Origin of the sequence: Jeotgalibaca porci (assembly GCF_011299095.1) — a bacterium.
GTDB lineage: Bacteria > Bacillota > Bacilli > Lactobacillales > Aerococcaceae > Jeotgalibaca > Jeotgalibaca porci.
The window spans coordinates 493,706-517,544 of sequence record NZ_CP049889.1 but is presented as its reverse complement, the minus strand read 5'-3'; the positions used below and the strand labels follow the sequence as shown (position 1 = coordinate 517,544).

Genomic DNA, 23,839 nt, shown 5'->3' with positions numbered 1-23,839 from the left:
GAGGCAGTCATGGATAAGCAGACATTTTTAAATAACTACTATACCGATCGCAAAAATACCCGCTCAGTAAAATGGGATCTGGTAGATAGCAAATTTAAGGGCAATAATCTCTTACCGATGTGGGTGGCAGATATGGACTTCAAGGTTGCGGACGCGATTACAGCTGCATTGGCAGAAAAAATTGCACATGGCGTATATGGTTACAGCTTCACCGGCAGCGACTATTTCGATACAGTTAACGAATGGATGACGAACCACTTTAATTTTCCATTAAAGAAAGCGTGGATTCGTTATACTCCGGGAATTGTTCAGGCACTATACCATCTATTGCATGCGTTTACTGTAGAAAATGATGCGGTAATAATTTTAACACCGGTTTATTATCCTTTCCACGATGCCGTGAGAGATACGAATCGTCAGCTGATTACGTTGGATCTAGAAAATAACGATTGCCATTTCTCAATTGATTTTAAAGCTTTTGAAAAGAAAATCATTGCGGAACAAGTGAAAATGTATATTCATTGCTCCCCGCATAATCCAGCAGGACGGGTGTGGACAGAAGAAGAGCAACTACGTCTATTTGAAATTTGTGAAAGGCATGATGTTTTAGTTATTTCGGATGAGATTCATCAAGACTTTACCTTTGGCGATTCGAAGCATATTCCGAGTGCGACTGTTGCGGATGGGCGCTTCCGTAATCGGATTATAACTGCAAATTCGGCTTCTAAATCGTTTAACCTAGCTGCATTGACGCACGCACATATTATCATTACGGATGAAGTCTTACGAAAACAGTATGATGACTATGCCCGCACGGCTATTAGAAGTGAAGCGAACGTGATGGGTGTGATTGCGACTGAGGCAGCTTACCGGGGTGGGCAAGAGTGGTTGGAGGCTCTAAAGGGCGTCATTTTAGACAACTATAACGATGCTGTAATGGCTTTAAAAAAAGCACTTCCGGAGATTAAGGTCGCACCCTTGCAAGGCACCTATTTAATGTTCGTGGATTTAAACCCTGTTTTGAAGGGGATGAACACGACGGAATTTATGCAAGAAAAATGCGGCGTGGCGATTGATTACGGCGAATGGTTCGGAACGAGTTATCATGGGTATATCCGGATAAACCTTGCTACTAAGCCTGAATTCGTTGAACAAACGATTGAAGCCATTATCCGAGAAGCCAGATTACTATAAAAAAGATATTAAGTAAAAAGCATAAGCAACACTTCTGAAAGCGTTTGTAAAATAGGACTTGCATTTATATGTAAACTTTATTATACTTAACTAAGTAATTTGCAATTATAAAGTTAAGTTATCTTTTTAATTATAGACATTAAGTAAGTATAATTTTTAATTTATAAGAACGGATTACCAGAATATATTTTTTGGAGGTACTGCAAGATGGAACAAGGTAAAGTAAAATGGTTTAACAGTGAAAAAGGTTTTGGATTTATCGAAATCGATGGTGGAGAAGACGTATTCGTACACTTTTCAGCAATCCAAGGAGACGGATTCAAGACTCTAGAAGAAGGTCAAGAAGTTGAATTCGACATCGTTGAAGGAAACCGTGGACCTCAAGCAGCTAACGTTACAAAACTGTAATCGTTAGTCGGCTTTAATCCAACTACTCAAACAGGCTCGGACAAATGTCCAAGCCTGTTTTTCTGTCTATAAAAATAATAGGCCGGGATTTCTCCCGACCTTTGTTATATGAGTGTGAAGCACTCTTAAATGATTACTTAGCGTGAACGTGTGTTACGTAATACGAGGGACACGATGAAGATTAAAACAACTGCACCAATCAAAGCTGGAACAATGTAGAATCCACCAATATTAGGACCCCACTCACCAATTAGAGAAGTACCTAACCAGGAGCCTAAGAATCCGGCGATAATGTTACCGATAATACCACCTGGGACATCTTTCCCCATGATTGCACCTGCGATTGCTCCTAGAACACCACCAACAATAAGAGACCAAATTAAGCCCATCTTTATTCCTCCTTCAAAAAATAATATGTATATAGCTCTTGTTTCCTGCTATGTTCATAGTATAAAGGAAAGTTTTCCAAAAACAAAACGATAACCCCTGTCCATAAGGAAACAGGGGTTAAAAGTTAGTTGTAGAGCTTTGATTCTTCCTTTTGTAGTTCCAGTAATTGCGTACGCAGTTCGCCTTCCATCGCAGATAATTCACGTTCTGCTTCATGGCGTTTCGTACGACCTTCTTGTTGAATCTTAAGTGTTTCTTGTAACGTTTCTACAAGATCTTGTTGTGTTTTCTCTAATGTTTCGATATCAATCACACCACGTTCATTCTCGCGTGCCGTTTCAATTGCTGAGATCTTTAACATCTCAGAATTTTTCAGCATCAAATCGTTCGTAGTTTGGGAAACTTGACGTTGTGCCGTAACCGCATCTTTTTGACGCAGAAGGGTCATGGCAATCGCCACTTGGTTTTTCCATAATGGAATGGCAGTATGAATGGATGCTTGAATCTTCTCAGCTAAAGCTTGGTTGGTATTTTGAATCAAACGAATTTGCGGTGCTTGTTGAATGGTCATTTGGCGTGTTAACCGCAAATCATGGGTTCTCTTTTCCAAACGGTCCATAAATTGGTTCAAGTCGTTAACCGTCTGTACATCCATTTGACTCTGTGTTTTTTCTGCAACAGTGATTGCTTCTGGAATGATAGTCATTTTGAGTTCATCCAACTTTACTTCACCAGCAGCAATATAAATATTCAAAGCATTGAAGTAATCTTCATTCTTTTTATAAAGTTGTTCCAACATGATGTTGTCGTTCAACAAACCATTTTTTTCACGATCCAGTTTAAGGGCAATTTTATCAATCTGTGCACCAATCTGTTGGTACTTCGCCGTCATTTCATAAACGCTTTGTTTTACTTTTCCAAACATCTTTCTAAAAATGTTATTATCTTCAGCGCGTAAGTCGGAAGGGCTGGTTTCGTTTAACTTAAACATTAATTCATTCAATGAATCGCCAAGTTCGCCTGTATCTTGATTTTGAACGTGATCGAGCATCGAGTTTGAAAAGTCGCCTAATTGCTTTTGTGCCGCTGCACCATAGCTGATAATGGCAGACATATTCTTCTCATCAATCTGAGAAGCCAAGGCACGTGCTTGGACTTGTCGTTCTTCAGGAAGACGGGAAATCAGTTGATTGTTCTGAACAGTATCAGCTAGCTCACCTTTGTCAGGTTGCGTCGTAGTTGCATTAGCGAAAGGATCCGCAAAGGGATTGGCTAATAAGTCATCAAGTTCCTTGTTTACATCAGTTGCTTTTTCGTTATCCAAATAAAATACCCCCTATATCTCTGTATCTGAATGATTTGTTTCATTATCGCGTGATGCAGCATGTTTAGCAAGTTCTATCTCGAGCTCCATATTGGCAATATCATTTTCCATAAAATCGCTATATGAAACGTTGATTTTTTGACATAGGATGTCGATTGCGTTCGCACTGCTTTCAAGCGATTGATACGTTTCTCTTGTCTTCGTCACATGGCTGTCGATTTCTAAATAATTATCCGTTAATTCTTTTAAATTAGGTAATTGTGTATATAGAAAGTGACTGACTTCATGCAGACGTTGTGGCTGTTCAACAATATGTTTAAAGAAATCTTTCAAAATTGGCAGCGTGTTGTTACGAGTCGTGATTGCTTGCAACTTCGTACGACTGCTGACATTGTGCTCGATTTCTTCTATATGTGTACGTGCCGCGTGCATGGTGTTACGGAATAAATTCATCTCGTCTTTCGTAAGACCTTGTTCACGGTAGTAAGACTCTTTTTCCGGAGTCACCCGTTCAACCGGCGCAGTAGTGACGCGCTTTTGTTTGTTTTTGTAATGAAATAAAATTGACCCCAGTACAATGGTTAAAACGAGAGAAGTTATTATGTCGTAACCGAGCAGAAAATACATCAGTATTAACGCAACTAAGCAGATAGCGCTTGTAAAGGTGAATTTCAAGATATGTATTATTTTCTTAAGCATTATTTTATCCTCCTCTTACACTTGTCATTTCCTCTATCATTATTTTATCACAATTACGGAGAAACCACCTATCGGTCAAAAGGATGATTTTTAAGAAACCTGAGACTGAAATCAGTTAGATGTTATTGTAATCTGTTAAAGAGATAGGTATCATGATGAGAGAAGATTGAGGATAGGGGATAGTGCAATGGAATTTGAAGAGAAAACTTTGAGTAAAGAAGTCATATTCGATGGTGTACTTGTGCATTTGGAGCGGGAAGAAGTACTATTGCCAAATGGCGCTACTTCTGTTCGTGAAATTATTCGTCACCCTGGTGCTGTTGCGATGATTCCTTTTACTAACGATGGGAAGATGGTTTTGGTTCGACAATTTAGAAAGCCGTTGGATCGTACAGTTGTGGAAATACCTGCTGGGAAATTGGAAGGCACAGATGTGGACCCACTAGAGGCTGCCAAACGCGAGTTAGAAGAAGAAACACATTATCATGCGGATAAATGGGAAGAACTGGTTACCATGTACCCAACACCTGCTTATTTAGATGAGAAATTCACGCTCTACATAGCCGAGGATTTATCTATTATTGAAAATCCCCGTCCACTCGATGAAGATGAATTTGTTGAAGTTTTAGAATGTACGTATGAAGAAGCATTGGCATTACAAGCAAGTGGAGAAATTTGTGATGCAAAAACATTATATGCGTTGTTGTATTGGCAACTTCGATTAAAGGAAATGAACGAAAATGAATGAAAAGAAACCGATTATTACGAGAGAAACCTACCAAAAAGCTAAAACAGTAGGTGAGAAAGAAAAGAATGCAGGTAAGCGTACGACTGCAAAAGAGCAGGGGCGTAAGTTGGATAAGTTTTACAACTGGGCTATTATTGGCGTAGCGATTGCGATAGTATTGGTTTTCGTTTTAGCATTTGTAATTTAATGAAAAGAGGACAAGAAATGATTGGAATTATTGCAGCAATGGAAGAAGAAACGCGCGTTTTGTTAGCGCATATGACAGATAAAAAAGTTGAGAAAGTGCAGCATTTAGAATATATCAGTGGAAAAGTGGACGGACAGGAAATTGTTCTTTCGCAATCCGGTATCGGTAAAGTGAACTCTGCTTTGGCTACCGGCTTTATGATTAATCGCTATCAACCTGAGTTGGTTATTAATACCGGTTCAGCAGGTGGACTCTTGCCTGGATTGAGAGTCGGAGACGTATTAGTTGCCGATGAACTAGCTTATCATGATGTGGATGCAACGGCATTTGGCTACGTAAAAGGCCAAGTTCCGCAAATGCCGGCAACATATGTGAGCGATGAAAATGCCGTAACAGGAATTATGACTGCAGCGACTGCAGTAGGCTTAACACCACACCAAGGTTTGATTGTTTCTAGTGATTCTTTTATTGCTAAGAGATCAGAAGTTGATCGTATTGTGAATGAGTTTCCTTCTGCGGGTGCTACTGAGATGGAAGGAGCTTCCATTGCGCAGGCATGTCACGTAATGGGTGTGCCGTTCGTAGTGATTCGTTCAATATCAGACAGTGCCGACGAAGAAGCATCTGTGTCATTTGATGAATTTATCATTGAAGCAGGAAAAAAATCAGCAGAATTAGTTTTGGCGTTTGTTCGTCACTACAAGCAATAAAAAGAGAGTGGGAAAAAAGGCGTTTAGATCCGAATCACTGGAGCGAATAAGCACAGGATGGGCGAAGACTATCCGCGCATTATTTCAGGAGCACTGTGGGCTGAAGCCCAAGTGTATCATGTTTGTAAGCTGCTAAAGCAGCAACAACCATGACAAAGTGGATGTCGGATCTGCCTTTTTTAGCACGTTTACGCCACAATTATTCGTTAATAGTAGAGGAGCCGGGATTATTCCCAGCTCCTTTTTGGTTCGCCCAGCATGGACGAACTCTAACGTGTGCAAGTCCCAAATGCGACCTGACAGCAAGGGTGTCCAATGTGAGGTGGAATCTTAAGGAAGCTTCAGGAAAAGCTTTGGCCTGATAAACAGAAATCACATAAGAGGTGAGTCGAGTGAATAAGGCTGCGGAAGAAATCGAAGTCCGATAACTGTTATTACTCGAAGCATAAATGTGGCAGGGAGATGAAGTGAAAAAGCACGTTTGAGGTGGGCAACAAATTGTAGCACGTTGTTACGACAAGGTTTTGTGTTTTTTGCGTACCACTATCTATCATATTTGCTATACTGAAGGAACAAAGGAGTTGGTGGAATGGACTTGAATGAGCGTTTGAAGAAAAAACGAGAAGAAGGAAATTATACCCAGAAAGAACTAGCAGAATTGTTGAACGTGTCGCGCCAAACTATTTCTAGTTGGGAAGTCGGGCGGACCTATCCCGATTTGGATATCATTGTGAAATTAAGTGACCTCTATAAAATACCGCTGGATTTGTTGTTGAAGGAAGATTCAAAACTGGTTGAAACGATATCCGAAAAAGCGCGCAAGAGTGAACGCCGTAAAATATTGAACTATGTCCTACTCGGTATATTAAGTATCTTTATCGGAGTAACCATTTCAGGAATAGTACGGGAAAGTAAAAATGAGGTTGAAAATGAAGCCGGTTTGCGACCTTCCGATCTAGTAGATTCTGTATGGCAATTGCATCTTGATCCTTCCAAGACCTTTCAGGATTCGTTCATTTCGTTTGGAAAACAGGACATGCTTGTGTTGAATGAGTTCAGTGTTTGGATTCTGCCTTTTATGGATCCAACTGATATTCAAAAAAAGCAGGCTGAGTTTGAAGAAAAAGGACTAGAAAATGGTCTAACCGAATACAAGCTATTAACCATCGAAACTAAAGGCAATAAATACATTGTCTCCGCGTTGGGCTACTATCAAGAATTTACGAAGCTCAGCGATACAATCATTCGTGATATGAATGGTACTGAATATAAAATCATAGAAGAAGAATCTGCCCACGATTTATTGTATTACATTGCTGATTATAAGGACTTATAAATACCCACAATATTCAAAACCGTGTCCGGAAAAGGGGCACGGTTTTTTGCGGTTGAAGCGGGCGCAACCATCCTTGAGGCACATTCCTGACTTCAGATCAGCCATTAAAGTCCCACAAAAGAATCCAGAGACTTTAACAAAAAAACAGAACCCCGGAGGATTCTGTTTAAGAAGCTAATGATTAGCCAAGTTTGTTGTAGTACTCAACGATGTATGACTCATCAACGTCAGCAGTAAGTTCGTCACGAACTGGTAGACGGTTTAGAGAACCTTCAAGTTTTTCAGCATCGAAAGTTACGAAATCTGGACGACCGAATAATGATTCAACCGCGTTACGGATGATGCTCATGTCTTTAGATTTTTCGCGAACTGCGATAACTTGTCCAACTGCTACTTCGTATGAAGGGATATCAACACGTTTGCCATCAACAGTGATGTGGCCGTGGTTTACTAATTGACGAGCTTGGCGACGAGTAGTTGCCAAACCTAGACGGAAAACAACGTTGTCTAAACGACGTTCTAGCAAGACCATAAAGTTCTCACCGTGTTTACCTTCTTTAGTTTTACCAGCCTTTTTGAAGGCAGTAACGAATTGACGTTCGTTCATTCCGTACATCAAACGTAGTTTTTGTTTCTCTTGTAGTTGTAGACCGTATTCAGACATTTTACGACGAGTATTAGCGCCGTGTTGTCCTGGTGCATATGGACGACGTTCGATTTCTTTACCAGTACCTGTTAAAGAGATTCCTAAACGACGAGATTTTTTCCAACTTGGGCCTGTATAGCGTGACATAATTTTTTTCCTCCAATAATATGTTTTGGAGTAAAATAATAATGGAAATGTTATAGTACGTGCATTTCATCCTTCAATCTTCACCTTATGCAGCCGGCAAGGGTACACAATTGAACCTCAAAGAGGCGATGGAATGTTGACGCGATTACACTACTTCCGCTGCATTATTTTACACGTCTGTTATAATAACATATCTATAGGACAGATGCAAGCAACCGCCATAATGAAAACTTTATTTTATTCCTTAGAGAGTTGCTTTTTTTATAATTTTTTCTGTGCTATACTGAATGATGATATTATGGTCATTATGTCGCGTACACATGACAACAGTTGAATAGATGGAGGACTCTAAATGGACTTATTTTATTGGTTAGCGGGCATATTCGTTGTCATCTTGGTCGGATATGGCGTCGTTTACTACCTGAATCGTAAACAAGCGAATCGTATTAAAGAAATTGATGAAAGAAAACATAAGATGATGGCAATACCAGTTGCTGACAATTTGTATACATTGAAAAATCTGAATCTAACTGGTCAAACCAAACGGACTTACGAAAGTTGGCAAGCAACATGGCAAACAATTACACGTTTCCAATACCCAGAGATCGAAGCAGCGCTAGTGAGTGCAGAACAAAGCATTCAACAATTTAATTTCATTAAAGCGAAACAAGCAATCGAAAATGCAGAGAATTTGATTTCCGAAACAGAACCAAGTGTAGGGAAAGTCAATAAAGCATTGGAGAAGTTATTGGAAAGCGCACAAGAAAACCGTAAGGAACTGGAAGAGAACCAAGAACGCTACAATAAAATTCGGAAGCAATTATTGGCTCACAGCTTTACATTCGGACCTGCTGTGGAAACGTTAGAGAAGAATTTGAACTATATGGAACTAGATTTTACAAAGTTCAATTCGCTGACAAACGAAGGCGATCATATGGAAGCAAAAGAAGTTTTGGAACGCATCAGTCAAGATTTAACGTTGATGGAATCTGTTATTGAAACAATACCTGAATTAAATAGACAAATTAAAGAAGAATACGAAGAGCAAATTTCTGATTTGCGCGAAGGATACCAACGTTTAATTTCTGAGCATTACGTATTCGATAATGTTGATGTATTGGAAGAAATTTCAGAAATCGAAGCAATCTTAGTTGAAGCTAAAAGTTCAATTGGTCTTGCAGACGTTGAAGAAGCACAGAAAAAAATGTCTAAAGCAGAGCGCATTATCGAGAATACGTATGCAGTGATGGAGAATGAAATGGAAGCTAAAGATTTTGTAGACCGTCACCAAACGAACCTATCACGTAAGATGGATCATGTTCTACAGAGCAACCGTTACGTACTTCTGGAAATCGACCGGGTTTCTCAAAACTTCTTCTTAAATCATAACGAATTAACACGCGCACAAGAATTTGAAGATCAATTAATGGCCGAAAATGAAGCATTACGTTACCACGATAAGTTATTGGCAGAGCACGAAGTTTCGTATTCCGCAACAAAGGCACGTTACGAAAAAATGACGCAAAAACTAACGGAGATTGATAAAGAACAATCTGAATTAGTAGCGAAATTAAGTAATTTGAAAAATCGCGAAAAAGAAGCGGAAGACGCTGTTGATTTATTTGAAATGGATATGCGTAACATGAAGCGTACATTGGAAAAACAACACCTGCCAGGTTTGGCTCACGAGTATCTTGATTTGTTCTTTGCTGTATCGAAACGGGTCGAAGAAATTTCAGCAAAATTAAATCGTGTGAAGATTGATATTGAAGAAATCGAAAAACTGGTAGCGATGTGTGAAGAAGATATTCAACTGTTGGATAAACGTACAGAAGAAATTCTGGACAATGCTAACATGACTGAGTATTTAATCCAATATGCAAACCGTCATCGTGATAATCAAGCGATTGTGGCAGCAGCACGTGAAGCACTCGATTTATTCCAAACGGCATATGATTACGAAAGTGCAGCGAGCATAATGAAGAATGCATTGAATAAAGTGGATCCTGGTGCATCCAAACGCGTAGAAGAAAGTTATTTAGAAGATAAAAACCGCCGCTCGTTTACACCGAGAAAAGGGACTAAATGATGTATAAGGCTGAGACATGATCGTTAATGTCTCAGCTTTATCTTTGCAAAAAAATACAGAAAGTGTGACGAAATGATTTATTTTGACAATAGTGCCACAACACCGATATATCCTGAAGCGCTGGATACGTACATAAAAGTTAGTCAGGCTGTCATCGGAAATCCATCCAGCCTTCATAAATTAGGCGTTACTGCCGACCAACTCTTGCAACAATCACGTAAACAAGTCGCTGATTTACTGCACGTTTCCTCAAAAGAAATTTATTTTACAAGTGGCGGAACTGAAGGTGATAACTGGGTAATCAAAGGAACTGCGATTGAAAAAGCAGCCTACGGAAAACATTTAATCACTTCTGCTATCGAGCATCCGGCTGTTTCAAAAACGATGCAACAACTTGAAAAGTTGGGCTTTGAAGTCACAGTTATTCCAGTAGATGCACAGGGTGTGGTTTCGGCTGAAGCAGTCAAAAATGCCATTCGTCCGGATACAATTCTTGTATCCCTCATGGCAGTTAATAATGAAGTCGGAGCGATTCAACCGATTAAAGAGGTTGGAAATATTCTTGAAGCTTATCCCACGATTCATTATCATGTGGATGCTGTTCAAGGTCTGACTGAATTTGATGCGGTCATTCAACATCCCCGGATTGATTTCTTGGTTCTATCGGCACATAAATTCCGTGGACCAAAGGGCGTCGGGATTTTGTATCATAAAGCTGGCAAACGGTTGGCACCTTTGTTGACAGGGGGCGGCCAAGAGTCTGGTCAACGCAGTACCACTGAAAACGTACCAGGTATTGCGTCTACTGCAAAAGCCTTACGAATGGCATTGGAAGATCGTACGGTTGCACACCAAACAGAAATGCAACTGAAAGGGATATTAATCGACTTTCTAACTGGCTATGAAGATGTCCGTATTTTTAGTACTGAGCAAGGGGCAGCTCACATTATTTGTTTTGCCATGAAGGCAGTCCGCGGTGAAGTCATGGTTCATGCCTTTGCCAATGAAGACATTATCCTTTCGACTACGAGTGCCTGTTCCAGTAAAAAAGGTGATGTACCAGCGACACTAGAAGCAATGGGCGTTCCAAGCGAATGGTCCAAATGCGCAGTTCGAGTCAGTTTGTCTGGGGAAAATACACAGGCAGAAATAGAAAGATTTAAAGAAGTATTCCATCAACTCCATACAAAATTTCAAAAAATTCAGAAGTAAGAAGGGAAATACCAATGGAAACACGCATTCAAATTCGTTTTGGTGAACTCTCTACCAAAGGGAAAAATAAAAAAAGATTTATCCAACAACTGTCTCGGAATATCCGAGAAGCGACGCAAGACTATCCGCAAATTAAAATTCAACCTAACCATGATTTCATTTTCTTGGATTTAAACGATGCCGATGAAGCGGTTATCACGTCACGTTTGAAAGATATATTCGGGATTCAAAACTTTTCACCGGTTTATGTTATTCCGCGTGATTACGAAACAGCACGCGCAGCGGTCGTTGAGCTGATGCAAGGGTTAGAAACGGAAGGCAAAACATTCAAGATTGCCACCCGTCGTTCTGATCATTCTTATGAGCATGATACAAACTGGTTGAATGCTGAATTTGGAGCTGCTGTTTTACAAAACATCCCAAATATCACTGTTCAAGTGAAAAAACCGGACATCACTGTTCGTGTAGATGTGAAGAAAGAGCACTTCTTAATTAGTACGGAAACATACCAAGGAGCAGGCGGACTGCCCGTTGGATCAAGTGGTCGCGGTGTATTAATGCTTTCGGGCGGGATAGATTCACCTGTAGCAGGTTACTTGGCGATGAAACGTGGCGTGGAAATCGAAGCTGTTCACTTCCATAGTCCACCATATACGAGTCCACAGGCATTAAAGAAAGCCAAAGATTTAACAGCTAAGATTACCCGTTTTGGTGGTCAAATTCAATTTATCGAAGTACCTTTTACGGAAATTCAAGAAGAAATTAAAGCGAAAATTCCGGAAGGTTATGCAATGACGATTACCCGTCGGATGATGTTGCGTATTACTGACGCTGTCCGTGAGAAAAGAAAAGCATTGGCTATCTTCAATGGTGAAAGCTTAGGACAGGTTGCATCGCAGACGTTGGAGAGTATGATTGCCATCAACGCTGTGACAACGACACCGATTATTCGTCCGGTTGCAACAATGGATAAAAATGAGATTATCGACATTGCCCAAAAAATTGATACGTTTGATTTATCAATTCAACCCTTTGAAGATTGCTGTACAATTTTTGCTCCAGCGGCTCCAAAGACAAAACCACAGATTGACCGTGCAGAGAGGTATGAAGAGCAATTAGATATCGTCGGGTTAGTAGAACGTGCTGTTGAAGGTATGATTGTTACGCCGATTACGTCAGCGACTGCAATTGAAGAAGAAACAATTTTCAGCGATTTACTATAACAAGGCTTATCGCTTACAATTCTTTCTAACACTGGTATAATTAACGTATCTAAGTTAATAGGAGGAATAAGTATGGAAATCACAGTAAAAGGTAATCCCATGACAGTAGAAGGTCAACTGCCGGCAGTAGGAGAGGTTATTTCTGCATTCTCACTAAAAGACATGAAGGGTAACACCGTTTCGGCTGAAGAACTCAAAGGCAAAGTTACTATCTTAAGCGTATTTCCAGATATTAATACAGGCGTTTGTGACCAACAAACACGTTCATTTAACGAAATTGCATCGAATATTGAAGGTGTGCGTCTTGTATCTGTTTCTAGAAACACAATTGAAGAATTAAACGAATGGTGTGCAGCAAAAGGATTAGACATGGACATGTGGTCTGATGCCGATCGTGAATTTGCTAAAGCATTCGGTATTTTTATTCCTGAATTGGACAAATTAGCGCGCAGCGTTTTTGTTTTGACAGAGGATAATGAAGTTGCTTACCGTGAAATGTTGTCTGAATTGACTGACGAGCCGAATTACGAGGCAGCCGTTGAAGCAGCAAAAGATTTACTTTAAAATTTAGTGATTTGATGGTAGACTGTTAAAGAGAAAAATGCGATTGTACTGGGAAGAGTAAACCAATACGGTTATACAGCGAGAAGAGCAGATGGTGGAAGCTTTTCTAATCGTTTGGATGAAGGTAGCCCAGGAGCTAGTGGAATGAAGGCACAGCTGTGTAGTTCTGCTCGGAGACAGCTCCGTTATCAAAACGAGACATGGGATTATTATGCCCATAAACTCAGGTGGTACCACGAATTCAATTCGTCCTGCATATTTGCAGGGCGATTTTTTTGTATTTAAATAGAACCCCAAATCGCATTTCGTACACAACACTGGAGAGGATTGAAAAAATGACAGAGATGAATCAAATGTCTACAAAATATCAACCGCAAGAAGTTGAAAAAGGCAAATATAAAAAATGGGTAGAGGCAAAGTTATTCCGTCCAAGCGGCAATAAAGATGCAAAACCTTATTCAATTGTTATCCCGCCACCAAACGTTACCGGACGTTTGCATTTGGGGCACGCATGGGATGTAACACTTCAAGATATGTTAATCCGTATGAAACGTATGCAAGGTTACGACACGCTTTGGTTGCCAGGAATGGACCATGCGGGTATTGCGACACAAGCGAAAGTAGAAGCGAAATTAGCCGAAGATGGGATTTCTCGTCATGACTTAGGTCGTGAGGCGTTTGTTGATAAAGTATGGGAATGGAAAGAAGATTATGCCGGCTTTATCCGTGAACAATGGAGCAAAATGGGGATTTCAGTTGATTATGATCGTGAACGTTTCACTTTAGATGATGGCTTATCGGATGCGGTTCGTAAAGTGTTCGTAACCCTCTATGAAAAAGGCTTGATTTATCGTGGCGCATATTTAATTAATTGGGATCCAAAAGCTCAAACAGCGCTATCTGATATTGAAGTAATCCATAAAGATGTAAATGGTGCCTTCTATCACTTCCGCTACCCATTGGCAGACGGGTCCGGCTTTGTTGAACTGGCGACAACCCGTCCAGAAACAATGTTAGGCGATACGGCTGTAGCCGTTCATCCAGAAGACGAACGCTATGCGCACCTAATTGGTAAAACGATTCTGTTACCGTTAGTGAACCGTGAAATTCCTATTATTGCCGACGATTATGTCGATAAAGATTTTGGAACCGGCGTTGTGAAAATTACACCCGCCCATGATCCGAATGACTTTGAGGTTGGTCTACGTCATAACTTGCCACAAATCAACGTGATGAATAAGGACGCATCGATGAACGAAGAAGCTGGTAAATACGAAGGTATGGACCGCTTTGAAGCACGTAAAGCAGTTGTAAAAGATATGGAAGCAGAAGGCTTCTTAGTGAAAATCGAAGAAACGGTTCACAGTGTCGGACATTCAGAGCGTACCGATGTTGTTGTTGAGCCGTTGATCTCAACACAATGGTTTGTAAAAATGGCGCCATTAGCGGAAAAATCATTGCAAAATCAAGAGACAGATGGAAAAGTTTCCTTCTTCCCGAACCGTTTTGGAGACACCTTCACGCGTTGGATGGATAACATCCACGACTGGGTTATTTCACGTCAACTATGGTGGGGTCACCGTATTCCAGCTTGGTATCACAAAGAAACAGGCGAAATGTACGTTGGCATGGAAGATCCAACTGACGTAGAAAATTGGGAACAAGATCCAGACGTATTGGATACATGGTTCAGTTCCGCATTATGGCCATTTTCAACAATGGGTTGGCCGGATGAAAACGCAGAAGACTTCAAACGTTATTTCCCAACAAGCACGCTTGTTACGGGCTATGACATTATTTCATTCTGGGTAAGCCGCATGATTTTCCAATCGTTGGAATTTACAGAACAACGTCCATTTGAAAATGTCTTGATTCACGGACTAATTCGTGACGAGCAAGGTCGTAAGATGAGTAAATCACTTGGAAACGGAATTGATCCGATGGATGTGATTGACCAATATGGTGCCGATGCATTGCGCTGGTTCCTATCAAATGGTTCTTCACCAGGTCAAGATGTGCGTTTCAGTTATGAGAAGATGGATGCATCGTGGAACTTTATCAATAAAATCTGGAATGCTAGCCGTTACGTTTTAATGAATTTAGACGGTTTAACTTATGATGAAATTGATATTACTGGTGAAAAAACATTAGCTGACCAATGGATTCTATCTAAACTGAACCGTACGATTGCCAAAGCAACCGAATTGTTGGAGAAATTTGAATTCGGTGAAGCCGGAAAATTGTTGTACCACTTCATTTGGGATGAGTACTGTGACTGGTATATTGAGATGACTAAAGAAGTCCTACAAGGTGAGGACGAAGCAGCGAAGAAAACAGCGCGTAGCATTTTAGCATACGTACTGGATAACATTTTACGTTTACTACACCCAATTATGCCGTTTGTTACCGAAGAGATTTGGCAAAATGCACCGCATGAAGGTGAATCAATCGTTGTAGCAGAGTATCCGATTGTGGATGAAGCATTCATGAATCATGAAGCAGAAACAGCAATGGATAAATTGATTGGATTGATTCGTGGTGTACGTAACATCCGTAATGAAATGAATACACCGTTGTCCAAAAAAGTTCCAATGCAAATCAATGTGAATGATGATGCGACGGAAAATATTTTCACAGCAAATAAAGCATACATTGTGCGTTTCTGTAATCCAGAAACACTAGAAATTGGTCAAAACATAGAAACAACTGAAGAAGCTGTGACGGCGATTATTTCTGGTGGAGAAGTGCGCATGCCATTGGCTGGTCTAATCAAGTTGGAAGACGAGATTGTACGTCTGGAAGGCGAAGCAGCTAAGCTGGAAAAAGAAGTAGACCGTGTTGTTAAAAAACTAGGCAATGAACGTTTCGTAAGCAAAGCACCGGACGCTGTTGTAGAAGGCGAACGTGCAAAAGAAAAAGATTACCGTGAAAAATTAGCAACTGTTAATGAACGTATTGCGAGCTTGAAAGCGCAACTATAATTATAAAATGAAGATGGCTGAGAATAATTCCCAGCCATCTTTTTGGATAAGGGTGAAAGTATGTTTACAACTTATGATGAAGCGCTGGAATGGATTCACACGCGTAAGGGCATGGGACCCAAACCAGGCATAAAGCGAATGGAATGGTTAATGGAAAAGTTGGATCATCCCGAGGAAAAATTCTCGTCTATCCATATTGCCGGAACCAACGGAAAAGGTTCAACCGTTGCCTATCTCACTGCACTATTTCAGTCAGCCGGTCATTCAGTTGGTAGCTTTACCTCTCCACATATTACGCGTTTTAATGAACGGATTATGGTGAACGGTGAACAGATTTCCGATGAAGCGATTATTGCATTAGCGAATATCATTTATCCGCTTTATATGGAGATTTCTGAAACAGAATGGGGTCCCCTAACAGAATTTGAAGTTGTGACCGCCATGATGTTTCTTCATTTTTCCAAGGTTCGACCGGATGTTGTTCTGCTTGAAGTGGGCTTGGGTGGTTTATTCGACAGTACGAATATTGCCAAACCGCAACTGACGATGATTACCACCATTGGGATGGATCATGTACAGATATTGGGGAATACCATTGAAGAAATCGCATTCCAAAAAGCAGGTATCATTAAATCGGAAATTCCACTCGTAATAGGGAACATTCAAGAACCGGCACGCACCGTCATTTTGGATATTGCCCGGGAGAAGAACAGCGCCGTTTTGGCTTATAATACCGACTTTTCAGCGCAGAATAAGCCAAATGTGACTGATCTTCATGAACACTTTGATTTTTCTGCTCAGGAGTTTCAGTTGGCTGACATTGAAATAAGCTTGATGGGGCATCATCAAATTGAGAATGCTGCAACCGCACTGCAAGCTTTTCTGCTGTATTGTAATGCAGAGCAGTTAGCCTATACGAAAGAAAGTATTTTGACAGGTTTCGATCAGGCATTTTGGCCCGTGCGGATGGAAATCATTTCCCAAGAACCACTTATTATCTTGGACGGTGCCCACAATGAGCCGGCTATGGCTGTCTTATTAGATACGCTTCAAACAAATTTTAAGAATAAAAAAATAAAAGTTGTCTTTGCGGCTCTGACTACTAAAGAGCTGGAAGCTATCGGGCCTTGGTTAATGCGGATACCTAATCATGAAATTCATCTGACGACATTTGATTTCCCACGCGTCGCAACGTTGACCGATTTGAAAGAACGCTTAGGAGTGGAAGATGCCGCGTACCATGAAGATTGGCAAGAGTTGATTCGTGAGTTAACTGTTTCCGTTTCTAATGATGAACTCTTACTTATTACCGGTTCTTTGTATTTCTTGTCAGAAGTACGCCACTATTTAATGGAGGACGAACGATGAAGAAACAGGTTATCATTTTTGATATGGATGGACTGATGTTCGATACGGAAGTACTGGTCTGCGAAGCGCAAGCAAAAATTGCCGAAAAACTTGGAGTGCCTTTCTCAATGGACTATTACCGCGGCTCAGTAGGGTTATCTGAAAAAGACTGTATGGCGAAATATACAAAAGATTTTGGCGACCCTGCCATTGCAGAGGAACTTATTTTTGGTTACCGAGATACCTTGTATCAAATGGTTGCTGAAAAAGGGGTACCGCATAAACCTGGTTTGGTACCTTTGTTGGACCATTTGACTACTTTAGGCAAAGAATTGGTCTTAGCTTCGTCAAATCTCCATCATGATATTGCTCTGTATTTAGAAGCTGAGAATTTGAGTCACTACTTTTCACACCGGGTTAGCGGTGAAGATGTTACTTTTTCGAAGCCGGATCCGGCAATTTTTGAAAAAGCTTGTGCCTTGACCGGCTATCAAAAAGAAGATTGCCTCATCTTAGAGGATTCATTGAATGGTGTGCGGGCGGCTCATGCGGCTGGCATTGCTGTTATTATGGTTCCCGATCTAATTGCACCGAATCACGAAGCACGTGATAAAACATTCGCAATTGTGAACAATTTAAGTGAAGTGCAAGAATTATTTTAACTTTTTGCACTTTTAAAAAAGCTTTTGACGTTTTTTTGCATATCTATCTATAGAGAGTTAATGAAGGAGAGATAATATGCAAGCAACGTCATTATTGAAAGAAGTACCTAAATCATCCCGCCCGAGAGAACGCTTGGCACAATATGGTGAAAAATCACTTGCAACCCATGAATTATTAGCCATCTTATTGCGAACGGGACCGAAAGACAGCAACGTGTTACAATTGGCAATGCGCGTCATGAATGAATTCGAAGATTTACATTCGTTGAAGATGGCTTCGTTGGAAGAATTAATGACCATTAATGGGATTGGCAAAGCGAAAGCAATTGAAATCAAAGCCTGTATTGAGTTGGGCTTGCGTCTGGCACATTCAACTCAACTCAAGAGTGGGGTCATTACTTCAACGAAGACTGCAGGTGCACTTTTAATGCAGGAAATGCGTGATTTACAGCAAGAGCATGTGATAGCCTTATATTTGAATACTAAAAATGAAATCATAAAAAAGAAAACCATTTTTATAGGTTCATTGAACAGTTCCGTTGCACATCCGAGAGAAATTTTTAGAGAAGCAGTGCGTTTTTCAGCCGCTCGCATTATTCTCGGACATAACCATCCCTCCGGAAATCCCGAGCCTTCCGAGGCCGATTTAGTGTTCACGAGACGCATGGTTGAATGTGGTGAAATGATGGGAATAGAGCTTTTAGATCACTTTATTATTGGCGATCAAATTTATATCAGCTTAAAAGAATATGGAATTATATAAGCTGATACTTGCAATTATTTTATTCTATGGTTATAATAAGGGTACGTTTTTGTAAGGTAAAGAAAGTTATGTCATGAACATTCCGATCGTACCATTTGCAATAACTACAATATTTGTGCAAATTGCACGAGGAGGAATTTTTCATGGAAAATGGAACAGTAAAATGGTTTAACGCAGAAAAAGGATTTGGATTTATCGAACGCGACGGCGGAGATGACGTATTCGTACACTTCTCAGCTATCAACAGCGAAGGTTTCAAATCTCTAGAAGAAGGACAAGCAGTATCTTTCGACATCGTTGACGGAAACCGTGGTCCACAAGCAGCTAACGTAGAAAAAATCTAATTTTTTCCCCTAGTTGATAAAAAGCTGAGACATTCATTTGTCTCAGCTTTTTTGTGTTTAAATGGTTTTCTTGGGGTAGGTTCCCGGTTTAAGAAGTCCTAAAAGGCTGTTGAACCGGCATACAGCACTCTAAAATTCGGTGAAAGCCGGTGTTTTCCCCTTTTTACCGGCTTACAGCTGGTTACATATTTCTGATTGCCGGTAGTACCGGCAATCAACCTGCAACTTACGTTTTTTTGCGCTCAAATTAAAGAATTTCTCCCATTTATTATTTCCATGTTTAAGAAAACGTTACATTTTTATTTATTTTAATCTTTCGATTTTTTCACATTCTAATTTGTGGTAGAATGTGAAAGATATATGATAACCAGAGGGAAGGATGAATATATTGGCCGGAATTAGTTTAAAAGCCAAGCGAATTGGAATTGATCTAGGAACGGCAAATATTGTTGTTTGGATGGATGGCAGAGGGATTATAAACAGAGAACCCTCAATTGTTGCTCGTGATATTTCGCAAGGTCACATAGTGGCTGTTGGGAATGAAGCATTTCGATTGTTGAATGAGCGACCTGGTTATTATGTGTCCTCCAGACCTTTAAAAGAAGGCGTCATTGCAGATTATGAAACAACCGTTGCGTTGATTAAGAATATTATTAAGAAATCCGCTAAGTTTTCGTTTCAAAAACCGTACCTCATGATTTGTGTTCCAACCGGAATTACAGAAGTTGAAAAACGCGCTGTCGTTGATGCTGCTTTAGAAGCTGGCGCAAAGGATACATTTTTAGTCGATGAACCGTATGCAGCCGCAATCGGAGCAGGTCTGCCAATTTCAGCACCAACCGGTAACTTTATCGTTGACATTGGTGGGGGAACAACAAATATTGCCTTAATTTCTTTAAGTGGAATCGTCGCCAGTCGAACAATTCCCTTCGCAGGAGATAAAATGGACGAAGCAATTCGTACCTATGTTGAAAAAAAATATGGCTTACAGATTGGTTTACGTATTGCTGAAATGATAAAAATGAAAAGTGGCTCTGCAGACTTAAAAGAGTCGGTTTACTACAAGAAACAAGAAGTAAAGGGTAGAAACTGTGCATCAGGATTGCCTGGAAAAGTAACCATTGCACCGCAAGATATTTCGTTCGCAATTCAGCCGGTATTACATGCCATTGTTGAAGCGGTCATCTCCGTATTAGAGCAAGTTCCACCAGAAATTGCAGCAGATGTGATTACCCAGGGGATTGTCTTGACGGGCGGGGGCGCTTTATTGCATGATATTGCCAAGGTTATCGAAAAGAAAACCGAGATACCAACTGCCGTTTCGGCGGATCCGTTAGATTGCGTGGTCACAGGTATCGGTGAAAATCTAAAAAGAATAAAACAACTAAAAAAAGAACAGAGCACCCAATAAGTGGATGAACAGGAATGAAAAGAGGTTTTAAGGTGAATCAGTTTTTCAATAATAAAAGAATGATTGTACTGCTGATTTCCGTAATCATTTTTATAAGTACAATTGCCTTTTCTATGACGCGTAATCGCGAGGATGCATCCATTCCGCAATTATTTATGAATGATATTACGGGCTTGGCAGCGACTGTAATCGCTAAGCCGGCTGAAGCCGTGAATGGTTTTGTCGATTCTGTCGATAATTTGTTGCATACCTATGAAGAAAATCAACAGCTCAAACAAAAAATAGATGCTTTAGATAATATGCAGGCGCGTATTTATACATTAGATCAAGAGAATATGAGTCTAAAACAAGAACTAGAACTACAAAACAGTCTGTCAGAATTCAGTACGATCAGTTCCAGCGTTATTTCACGTAACCCGGATACATGGGTTGACCAAATCATCGTTGATAAGGGGAGTGAAGATGGCGTTGCTGTCGATATGTCGGTTATGTCAGGAAATGGTCTAATCGGACGTGTGGCTGAAGTCAGTCCGACTACCTCCAAAATACTATTACTATCAACAGCCAATCAATCAGTGAACCGCGTGTCTGCTGAAGTGCAAATGCCTGACGGGCCTATTCATGGGATTGTTGATGATTATGAATCAAACACAGGGTTATTAGTGATGTCTGAAATTGATCCAAGCGCGAAAATAGAAGTAGGGAAACAAGTTGTTACTTCTGGTTTGGGAGGCGTATCACCTGCTTCATTACTGATTGGAGTAGTGAAGGAAGTACGTATGGATGCGTTTGGTTTATTCCAGGAAGTAACCATCGAACCTGCCGGTAATATCGGAGAAATACGTTATGTTACGATTATTAAAAGGGGAAGCGAGGTTGCGCCATAATGGTACAAAATCGCACGCTCAACTACGTCTATTTGATTCCTATTTTTCTATTCATTGGATTGGTAGCAGATGGTGTCGTAACGAATATCTTCTCGCCTTATTTGTTGGATAATAGTGTTGTGTTTGTCCCGCGTATCATGCTGCTGTTATTCGTTGTCTTTACATTGTTTTTTCCAAAACAACCCTTGTTTCTTTATGCCTTGCTCTTTGGAATGATGTATGACAGTTATTACATAGGGATTCTCGGCATTTATGTAACGGCGCTTGCATCCTGTATTTATCTGTTAAAACGGAGCCAAAAATTTATATCCTCAGCACCTATAATGGTATTTATTGTGTATATTTTAAGTGTTTGTTATGTGGAAATATTTGTTTTTGGTACTTACAGTCTTTTAGGCCTGGCATCAATCCCGTTTGCCACCTTCCTTTCAACTCGATTGGGACCCGCTGTTTTATTGAATCTTTTTATTCTTATTATTCTTTACTATCCCTTGCGTAAGTTGAGTCAGTGGATGTACAGCGTCTAAAATGAGAAATAAATTAAAAAAATATTTTTATTTAATACTTGTTTTTAATAAATTCTGTGTTATTATGATTTTACCTAATAGAAATGCAAAGAAGAGAAAAAGTATTTTTCGAACATTCGGTAGAGAGCTTGCGGTTGGTGAAAGCAAGTGTATGTAGAAAAAGAAAACACATCTCGGAGCAAGACTACTGAAAAGAGCAATTCGCGAGTAAGTAGACTCGGTTGTGCCCGTTACAGCACTAGCGTTTAATCAATGAACGCGAAGAGGTAATACTCGTGAGAGTATTGCAAATAAAGGTGGAACCACGAAGCACTTAAGCTATCGTCCTTTGATTTTCTAGATATTAGAAAATCAAAGGGCGTTTTTTTGTTGAACTGCAGTCAGCGAAAACGTCGGCAAAATCACGTCATTTCGGATCAGGGGAAAAATTACAGGAAACCAGGAGGAAATTATCATGAAAAATCTATTTTTATTATTGGCATCCAGCGTACTTTTGGCAGCATGTGGCTCTGAAACTGCAACATCAGAAAATTCTACAGAAACAACAGATACTTTGAAAGAAACCTATGTGGTGGGCTTGGATGAGACATTCGCACCTATGAGTTTCCGTGATTCAAATGGTGAAATCGTCGGGTTTGATGTCGATTTAGCAAAAGAAATCGGCGCAATAGAAGGCATCATCTTTGAGTTCCAACCCATCGATTGGGTGATGAAAGAAACAGAATTGAATGCGGGCAACATTGATTTAATCTGGAACGGTTATACAATCACTGCAGAGCGTAAAGAAAAAGTTGCATTCAGTGATGCGTACTTACAAAATTCTCAAATCATCGTTACGTTATCAGAAAGCACAATTGCGAAAAAAGCAGATCTTGCGGATAAAGTAGTTGCAACGCAACAAGCATCTGCAACACTTGATGCGATGAATGCGGATGAAACAGGAATTGTTGCAAAGTTTGATGGTGGAGAGCCTATTTTATATCCAACATTCAATGATGTGTTTAATGACTTGGAAAGTGGCCGAAGCGACGCAATCGTTGTGGACGAAGTATTAGGACGTTACATTATGAAACAAAAAGGTGCCGATAAATTCAAAGTTTTGGATGAAGATTTCGGTGACGAAGAGTATGGAGTGGGTATCAGAAAAGAAGATACGGTCCTTCAAACAGCAATCAATGAAGGGTTGGCTGAATTAAAAGAAAACGGCAAATACGATGAAATCTATGCGAAATGGTTCGCTGAATAAGCAAAGGAGGAAGCGATGATGAAAAAACTTCTATTTCTCCTTTTGGCAGCAGTAACATTAGCCGCGTGTGGCAATGGTGCTACTGCCGACACACCAAAGACGATTACGATTGGTATGGATGAGACGTTTGCGCCGATGGGCTTTTTAGACGATAACAATGAGGTTGTTGGCTTTGACGTTGATTTAGCAAAAGAGACACTGTCCCGGCTTGGTTATGAAGTGGAATTCCAATCAATCGATTGGGCTATGAAAGAAACAGAATTAAATACGAATAATATTGATTTAATCTGGAATGGGTATGCTGTCACACCGGAGCGGGCGGAAAAAGTATTGCTGAGTGAACCGTATTTGAGCGCAACCCAAGCAATTTTTGTTCTGAAGGATAGTCCTATTCAAACAAAGAGTGACTTAGCAGGTAAGGTGCTTTCAACCCAACAGTCCTCTAGCTCCATTGACAAAATTAAAGAAGATGCTTCCGGTATTTATGAAAAATTAAGTGGGGAACTTGTTCTTTATCCTTCAAACAATAACAGCTTCATGGACTTGGAAGCGGGTAGAGTGGATGCGATTGTAGTGGGATCAACATACGGGCGTTATTACGTGAAAGAAGCGGGTAAAGAAGCCGTTTTCCGAGTGTTGGAAGAAGATTTCGGGGAAGATAAAATGGCGGTTGCTCTGCGCAAAGAGGATACAGAATTAAAAAAAGAAATTGACGCAACGATTAAAGAAATAAAAGCAGATGGAACTTACGACGATATATACGATAAGTGGTTCTTCTCTGAGTAGAAAGTAGG

24 protein-coding genes and 2 other annotated features are annotated in these 23,839 nt (G+C 40.2%); of the genes, 20 read left to right on the top strand and 4 right to left on the bottom strand.

Features of this window, described 5'->3' with window-relative positions; genetic code table 11:
- The first annotated feature begins 9 nt into the window (after positions 1-9).
- Entirely contained in the window at positions 10-1,194 is a 1,185-nt protein-coding gene (locus G7058_RS02695) for a MalY/PatB family protein (protein WP_166062102.1), read from the top strand.
- 207 nt (positions 1,195-1,401) lie between these two features.
- Entirely contained in the window at positions 1,402-1,602 is a 201-nt protein-coding gene (locus tag G7058_RS02690; protein WP_166062101.1) for a cold-shock protein, read from the top strand.
- A 137-nt stretch (positions 1,603-1,739) separates the two neighbouring features.
- Here G7058_RS02690 and G7058_RS02685 read toward each other — a convergent pair whose 3' ends face one another.
- The 3 genes from G7058_RS02685 to G7058_RS02675 all read right to left on the bottom strand — a co-directional run bounded on the left by G7058_RS02685 (position 1,740) and on the right by G7058_RS02675 (position 4,015).
- Complete coding sequence (locus tag G7058_RS02685; RefSeq protein WP_166062100.1) at positions 1,740-1,991, bottom strand: GlsB/YeaQ/YmgE family stress response membrane protein; 252 nt, start codon at positions 1,989-1,991, stop codon at positions 1,740-1,742.
- A 125-nt stretch (positions 1,992-2,116) separates the two neighbouring features.
- Complete coding sequence (locus G7058_RS02680; RefSeq protein ID WP_166062099.1) at positions 2,117-3,316, bottom strand: toxic anion resistance protein; 1,200 nt, start codon at positions 3,314-3,316, stop codon at positions 2,117-2,119.
- Between the two features lie 12 nt (positions 3,317-3,328).
- Positions 3,329-4,015 carry a 5-bromo-4-chloroindolyl phosphate hydrolysis family protein gene (locus G7058_RS02675; protein ID WP_166062098.1) on the bottom strand — a complete coding sequence of 229 codons (687 nt, stop codon included), beginning with the start codon at positions 4,013-4,015 and terminating at the stop codon, positions 3,329-3,331.
- A 187-nt stretch (positions 4,016-4,202) separates the two neighbouring features.
- Between G7058_RS02675 and G7058_RS02670 the strand changes: the two genes are divergently transcribed.
- From G7058_RS02670 to G7058_RS02655, 4 genes are all read left to right on the top strand, one after another.
- On the top strand, positions 4,203-4,763 hold the full coding sequence (locus tag G7058_RS02670) for an NUDIX domain-containing protein (RefSeq protein WP_166062097.1): 561 nt from the start codon (positions 4,203-4,205) through the stop codon (positions 4,761-4,763).
- Positions 4,756-4,950, top strand: a complete 195-nt coding sequence (locus tag G7058_RS02665; protein ID WP_166062096.1) for a hypothetical protein — start codon at positions 4,756-4,758, stop codon at positions 4,948-4,950. The genes G7058_RS02670 and G7058_RS02665 overlap by 8 nt, the downstream gene beginning before the upstream one ends.
- A gap of 17 nt (positions 4,951-4,967) precedes the next feature.
- Positions 4,968-5,660, top strand: coding sequence for a 5'-methylthioadenosine/adenosylhomocysteine nucleosidase (locus tag G7058_RS02660; protein WP_166062095.1), 693 nt, complete (start codon positions 4,968-4,970; stop codon positions 5,658-5,660).
- 589 nt (positions 5,661-6,249) lie between these two features.
- Positions 6,250-6,996 carry a helix-turn-helix transcriptional regulator gene (locus G7058_RS02655; RefSeq protein ID WP_166062094.1) on the top strand — a complete coding sequence of 249 codons (747 nt, stop codon included), beginning with the start codon at positions 6,250-6,252 and terminating at the stop codon, positions 6,994-6,996.
- 181 nt (positions 6,997-7,177) lie between these two features.
- Here the strand turns inward: G7058_RS02655 and rpsD are convergent, their stop codons facing one another.
- A complete protein-coding gene (gene rpsD / locus G7058_RS02650) occupies positions 7,178-7,789 on the bottom strand; it encodes a 30S ribosomal protein S4 (protein ID WP_166062093.1) in 612 nt (203 codons plus the stop codon).
- Positions 7,790-8,141: 352 nt separating this feature from the next.
- On the opposite strand from rpsD, the gene G7058_RS02645 reads away from it, so the two are divergent.
- The 14 genes from G7058_RS02645 to G7058_RS02580 all read left to right on the top strand — a co-directional run bounded on the left by G7058_RS02645 (position 8,142) and on the right by G7058_RS02580 (position 23,831).
- Positions 8,142-9,878, top strand: coding sequence for a septation ring formation regulator EzrA (locus G7058_RS02645; RefSeq protein WP_166062091.1), 1,737 nt, complete (start codon positions 8,142-8,144; stop codon positions 9,876-9,878).
- A 72-nt stretch (positions 9,879-9,950) separates the two neighbouring features.
- Positions 9,951-11,090: a cysteine desulfurase family protein gene (locus G7058_RS02640; protein WP_166062090.1), complete on the top strand. Its 1,140-nt coding sequence runs from the start codon at positions 9,951-9,953 to the stop codon at positions 11,088-11,090.
- A gap of 14 nt (positions 11,091-11,104) precedes the next feature.
- Positions 11,105-12,313 (top strand): tRNA uracil 4-sulfurtransferase ThiI, encoded by a 1,209-nt coding sequence (thiI, locus tag G7058_RS02635; RefSeq protein WP_166062089.1) that lies wholly within the window; start codon positions 11,105-11,107, stop codon positions 12,311-12,313.
- Positions 12,314-12,385: 72 nt separating this feature from the next.
- Positions 12,386-12,877, top strand: coding sequence for a thiol peroxidase (gene tpx / locus G7058_RS02630; protein ID WP_166062088.1), 492 nt, complete (start codon positions 12,386-12,388; stop codon positions 12,875-12,877).
- Between the two features lie 33 nt (positions 12,878-12,910).
- Positions 12,911-13,134: a binding site (T-box leader), on the top strand.
- Between the two features lie 78 nt (positions 13,135-13,212).
- Positions 13,213-15,858 (top strand): valine--tRNA ligase, encoded by a 2,646-nt coding sequence (locus G7058_RS02625; protein ID WP_166062087.1) that lies wholly within the window; start codon positions 13,213-13,215, stop codon positions 15,856-15,858.
- A gap of 60 nt (positions 15,859-15,918) precedes the next feature.
- Positions 15,919-17,226, top strand: coding sequence for a bifunctional folylpolyglutamate synthase/dihydrofolate synthase (locus G7058_RS02620; protein ID WP_166062086.1), 1,308 nt, complete (start codon positions 15,919-15,921; stop codon positions 17,224-17,226).
- Positions 17,223-17,867 (top strand): HAD family hydrolase, encoded by a 645-nt coding sequence (locus G7058_RS02615; RefSeq protein ID WP_166062085.1) that lies wholly within the window; start codon positions 17,223-17,225, stop codon positions 17,865-17,867. The genes G7058_RS02620 and G7058_RS02615 overlap by 4 nt, the downstream gene beginning before the upstream one ends.
- Positions 17,868-17,943: 76 nt before the next feature.
- Positions 17,944-18,630: a RadC family protein gene (gene radC / locus G7058_RS02610; RefSeq protein WP_166062084.1), complete on the top strand. Its 687-nt coding sequence runs from the start codon at positions 17,944-17,946 to the stop codon at positions 18,628-18,630.
- Between the two features lie 143 nt (positions 18,631-18,773).
- Positions 18,774-18,974, top strand: a complete 201-nt coding sequence (locus G7058_RS02605; RefSeq protein ID WP_166062083.1) for a cold-shock protein — start codon at positions 18,774-18,776, stop codon at positions 18,972-18,974.
- A 379-nt stretch (positions 18,975-19,353) separates the two neighbouring features.
- Positions 19,354-20,385: a rod shape-determining protein gene (gene mreB / locus G7058_RS02600; RefSeq protein WP_166062082.1), complete on the top strand. Its 1,032-nt coding sequence runs from the start codon at positions 19,354-19,356 to the stop codon at positions 20,383-20,385.
- 32 nt (positions 20,386-20,417) lie between these two features.
- A complete protein-coding gene (gene mreC, locus G7058_RS02595; RefSeq protein WP_166062081.1) occupies positions 20,418-21,272 on the top strand; it encodes a rod shape-determining protein MreC in 855 nt (284 codons plus the stop codon).
- Positions 21,272-21,799, top strand: coding sequence for a rod shape-determining protein MreD (mreD, locus tag G7058_RS02590; protein WP_166062080.1), 528 nt, complete (start codon positions 21,272-21,274; stop codon positions 21,797-21,799). The genes mreC and mreD overlap by 1 nt, the downstream gene beginning before the upstream one ends.
- Positions 21,800-21,878: 79 nt before the next feature.
- Positions 21,879-22,131, top strand: a binding site (T-box leader).
- A gap of 122 nt (positions 22,132-22,253) precedes the next feature.
- Complete coding sequence (locus G7058_RS02585) at positions 22,254-23,045, top strand: amino acid ABC transporter substrate-binding protein (protein ID WP_166062079.1); 792 nt, start codon at positions 22,254-22,256, stop codon at positions 23,043-23,045.
- Positions 23,046-23,060: 15 nt separating this feature from the next.
- Positions 23,061-23,831, top strand: a complete 771-nt coding sequence (locus G7058_RS02580) for an amino acid ABC transporter substrate-binding protein (protein ID WP_227004480.1) — start codon at positions 23,061-23,063, stop codon at positions 23,829-23,831.
- Positions 23,832-23,839 lie beyond the last annotated feature (8 nt).

Excerpts from the sequence above, each read along its gene's own strand:
- G7058_RS02695 (WP_166062102.1), top strand. The coding sequence starts at position 10 with ATGGATAAGCAGACATTTTTAAATAACTACTATACCGATCGCAAAAAT.
- G7058_RS02690 (WP_166062101.1), top strand. The coding sequence starts at position 1,402 with ATGGAACAAGGTAAAGTAAAATGGTTTAACAGTGAAAAAGGTTTTGGA.
- G7058_RS02685 (WP_166062100.1), bottom strand. The coding sequence starts at position 1,991 with ATGGGCTTAATTTGGTCTCTTATTGTTGGTGGTGTTCTAGGAGCAATC.
- G7058_RS02675 (WP_166062098.1), bottom strand. The coding sequence starts at position 4,015 with ATGCTTAAGAAAATAATACATATCTTGAAATTCACCTTTACAAGCGCT.
- G7058_RS02670 (WP_166062097.1), top strand. The coding sequence starts at position 4,203 with ATGGAATTTGAAGAGAAAACTTTGAGTAAAGAAGTCATATTCGATGGT.
- G7058_RS02665 (WP_166062096.1), top strand. The coding sequence starts at position 4,756 with ATGAATGAAAAGAAACCGATTATTACGAGAGAAACCTACCAAAAAGCT.
- G7058_RS02660 (WP_166062095.1), top strand. The coding sequence starts at position 4,968 with ATGATTGGAATTATTGCAGCAATGGAAGAAGAAACGCGCGTTTTGTTA.
- G7058_RS02655 (WP_166062094.1), top strand. The coding sequence starts at position 6,250 with ATGGACTTGAATGAGCGTTTGAAGAAAAAACGAGAAGAAGGAAATTAT.
- rpsD (WP_166062093.1), bottom strand. The coding sequence starts at position 7,789 with ATGTCACGCTATACAGGCCCAAGTTGGAAAAAATCTCGTCGTTTAGGA.
- G7058_RS02645 (WP_166062091.1), top strand. The coding sequence starts at position 8,142 with ATGGACTTATTTTATTGGTTAGCGGGCATATTCGTTGTCATCTTGGTC.
- G7058_RS02640 (WP_166062090.1), top strand. The coding sequence starts at position 9,951 with ATGATTTATTTTGACAATAGTGCCACAACACCGATATATCCTGAAGCG.
- thiI (WP_166062089.1), top strand. The coding sequence starts at position 11,105 with ATGGAAACACGCATTCAAATTCGTTTTGGTGAACTCTCTACCAAAGGG.
- tpx (WP_166062088.1), top strand. The coding sequence starts at position 12,386 with ATGGAAATCACAGTAAAAGGTAATCCCATGACAGTAGAAGGTCAACTG.
- G7058_RS02625 (WP_166062087.1), top strand. The coding sequence starts at position 13,213 with ATGACAGAGATGAATCAAATGTCTACAAAATATCAACCGCAAGAAGTT.
- G7058_RS02620 (WP_166062086.1), top strand. The coding sequence starts at position 15,919 with ATGTTTACAACTTATGATGAAGCGCTGGAATGGATTCACACGCGTAAG.
- G7058_RS02615 (WP_166062085.1), top strand. The coding sequence starts at position 17,223 with ATGAAGAAACAGGTTATCATTTTTGATATGGATGGACTGATGTTCGAT.
- radC (WP_166062084.1), top strand. The coding sequence starts at position 17,944 with ATGCAAGCAACGTCATTATTGAAAGAAGTACCTAAATCATCCCGCCCG.
- G7058_RS02605 (WP_166062083.1), top strand. The coding sequence starts at position 18,774 with ATGGAAAATGGAACAGTAAAATGGTTTAACGCAGAAAAAGGATTTGGA.
- mreB (WP_166062082.1), top strand. The coding sequence starts at position 19,354 with ATGAATATATTGGCCGGAATTAGTTTAAAAGCCAAGCGAATTGGAATT.
- mreD (WP_166062080.1), top strand. The coding sequence starts at position 21,272 with ATGGTACAAAATCGCACGCTCAACTACGTCTATTTGATTCCTATTTTT.
- G7058_RS02585 (WP_166062079.1), top strand. The coding sequence starts at position 22,254 with ATGAAAAATCTATTTTTATTATTGGCATCCAGCGTACTTTTGGCAGCA.
- G7058_RS02580 (WP_227004480.1), top strand. The coding sequence starts at position 23,061 with ATGATGAAAAAACTTCTATTTCTCCTTTTGGCAGCAGTAACATTAGCC.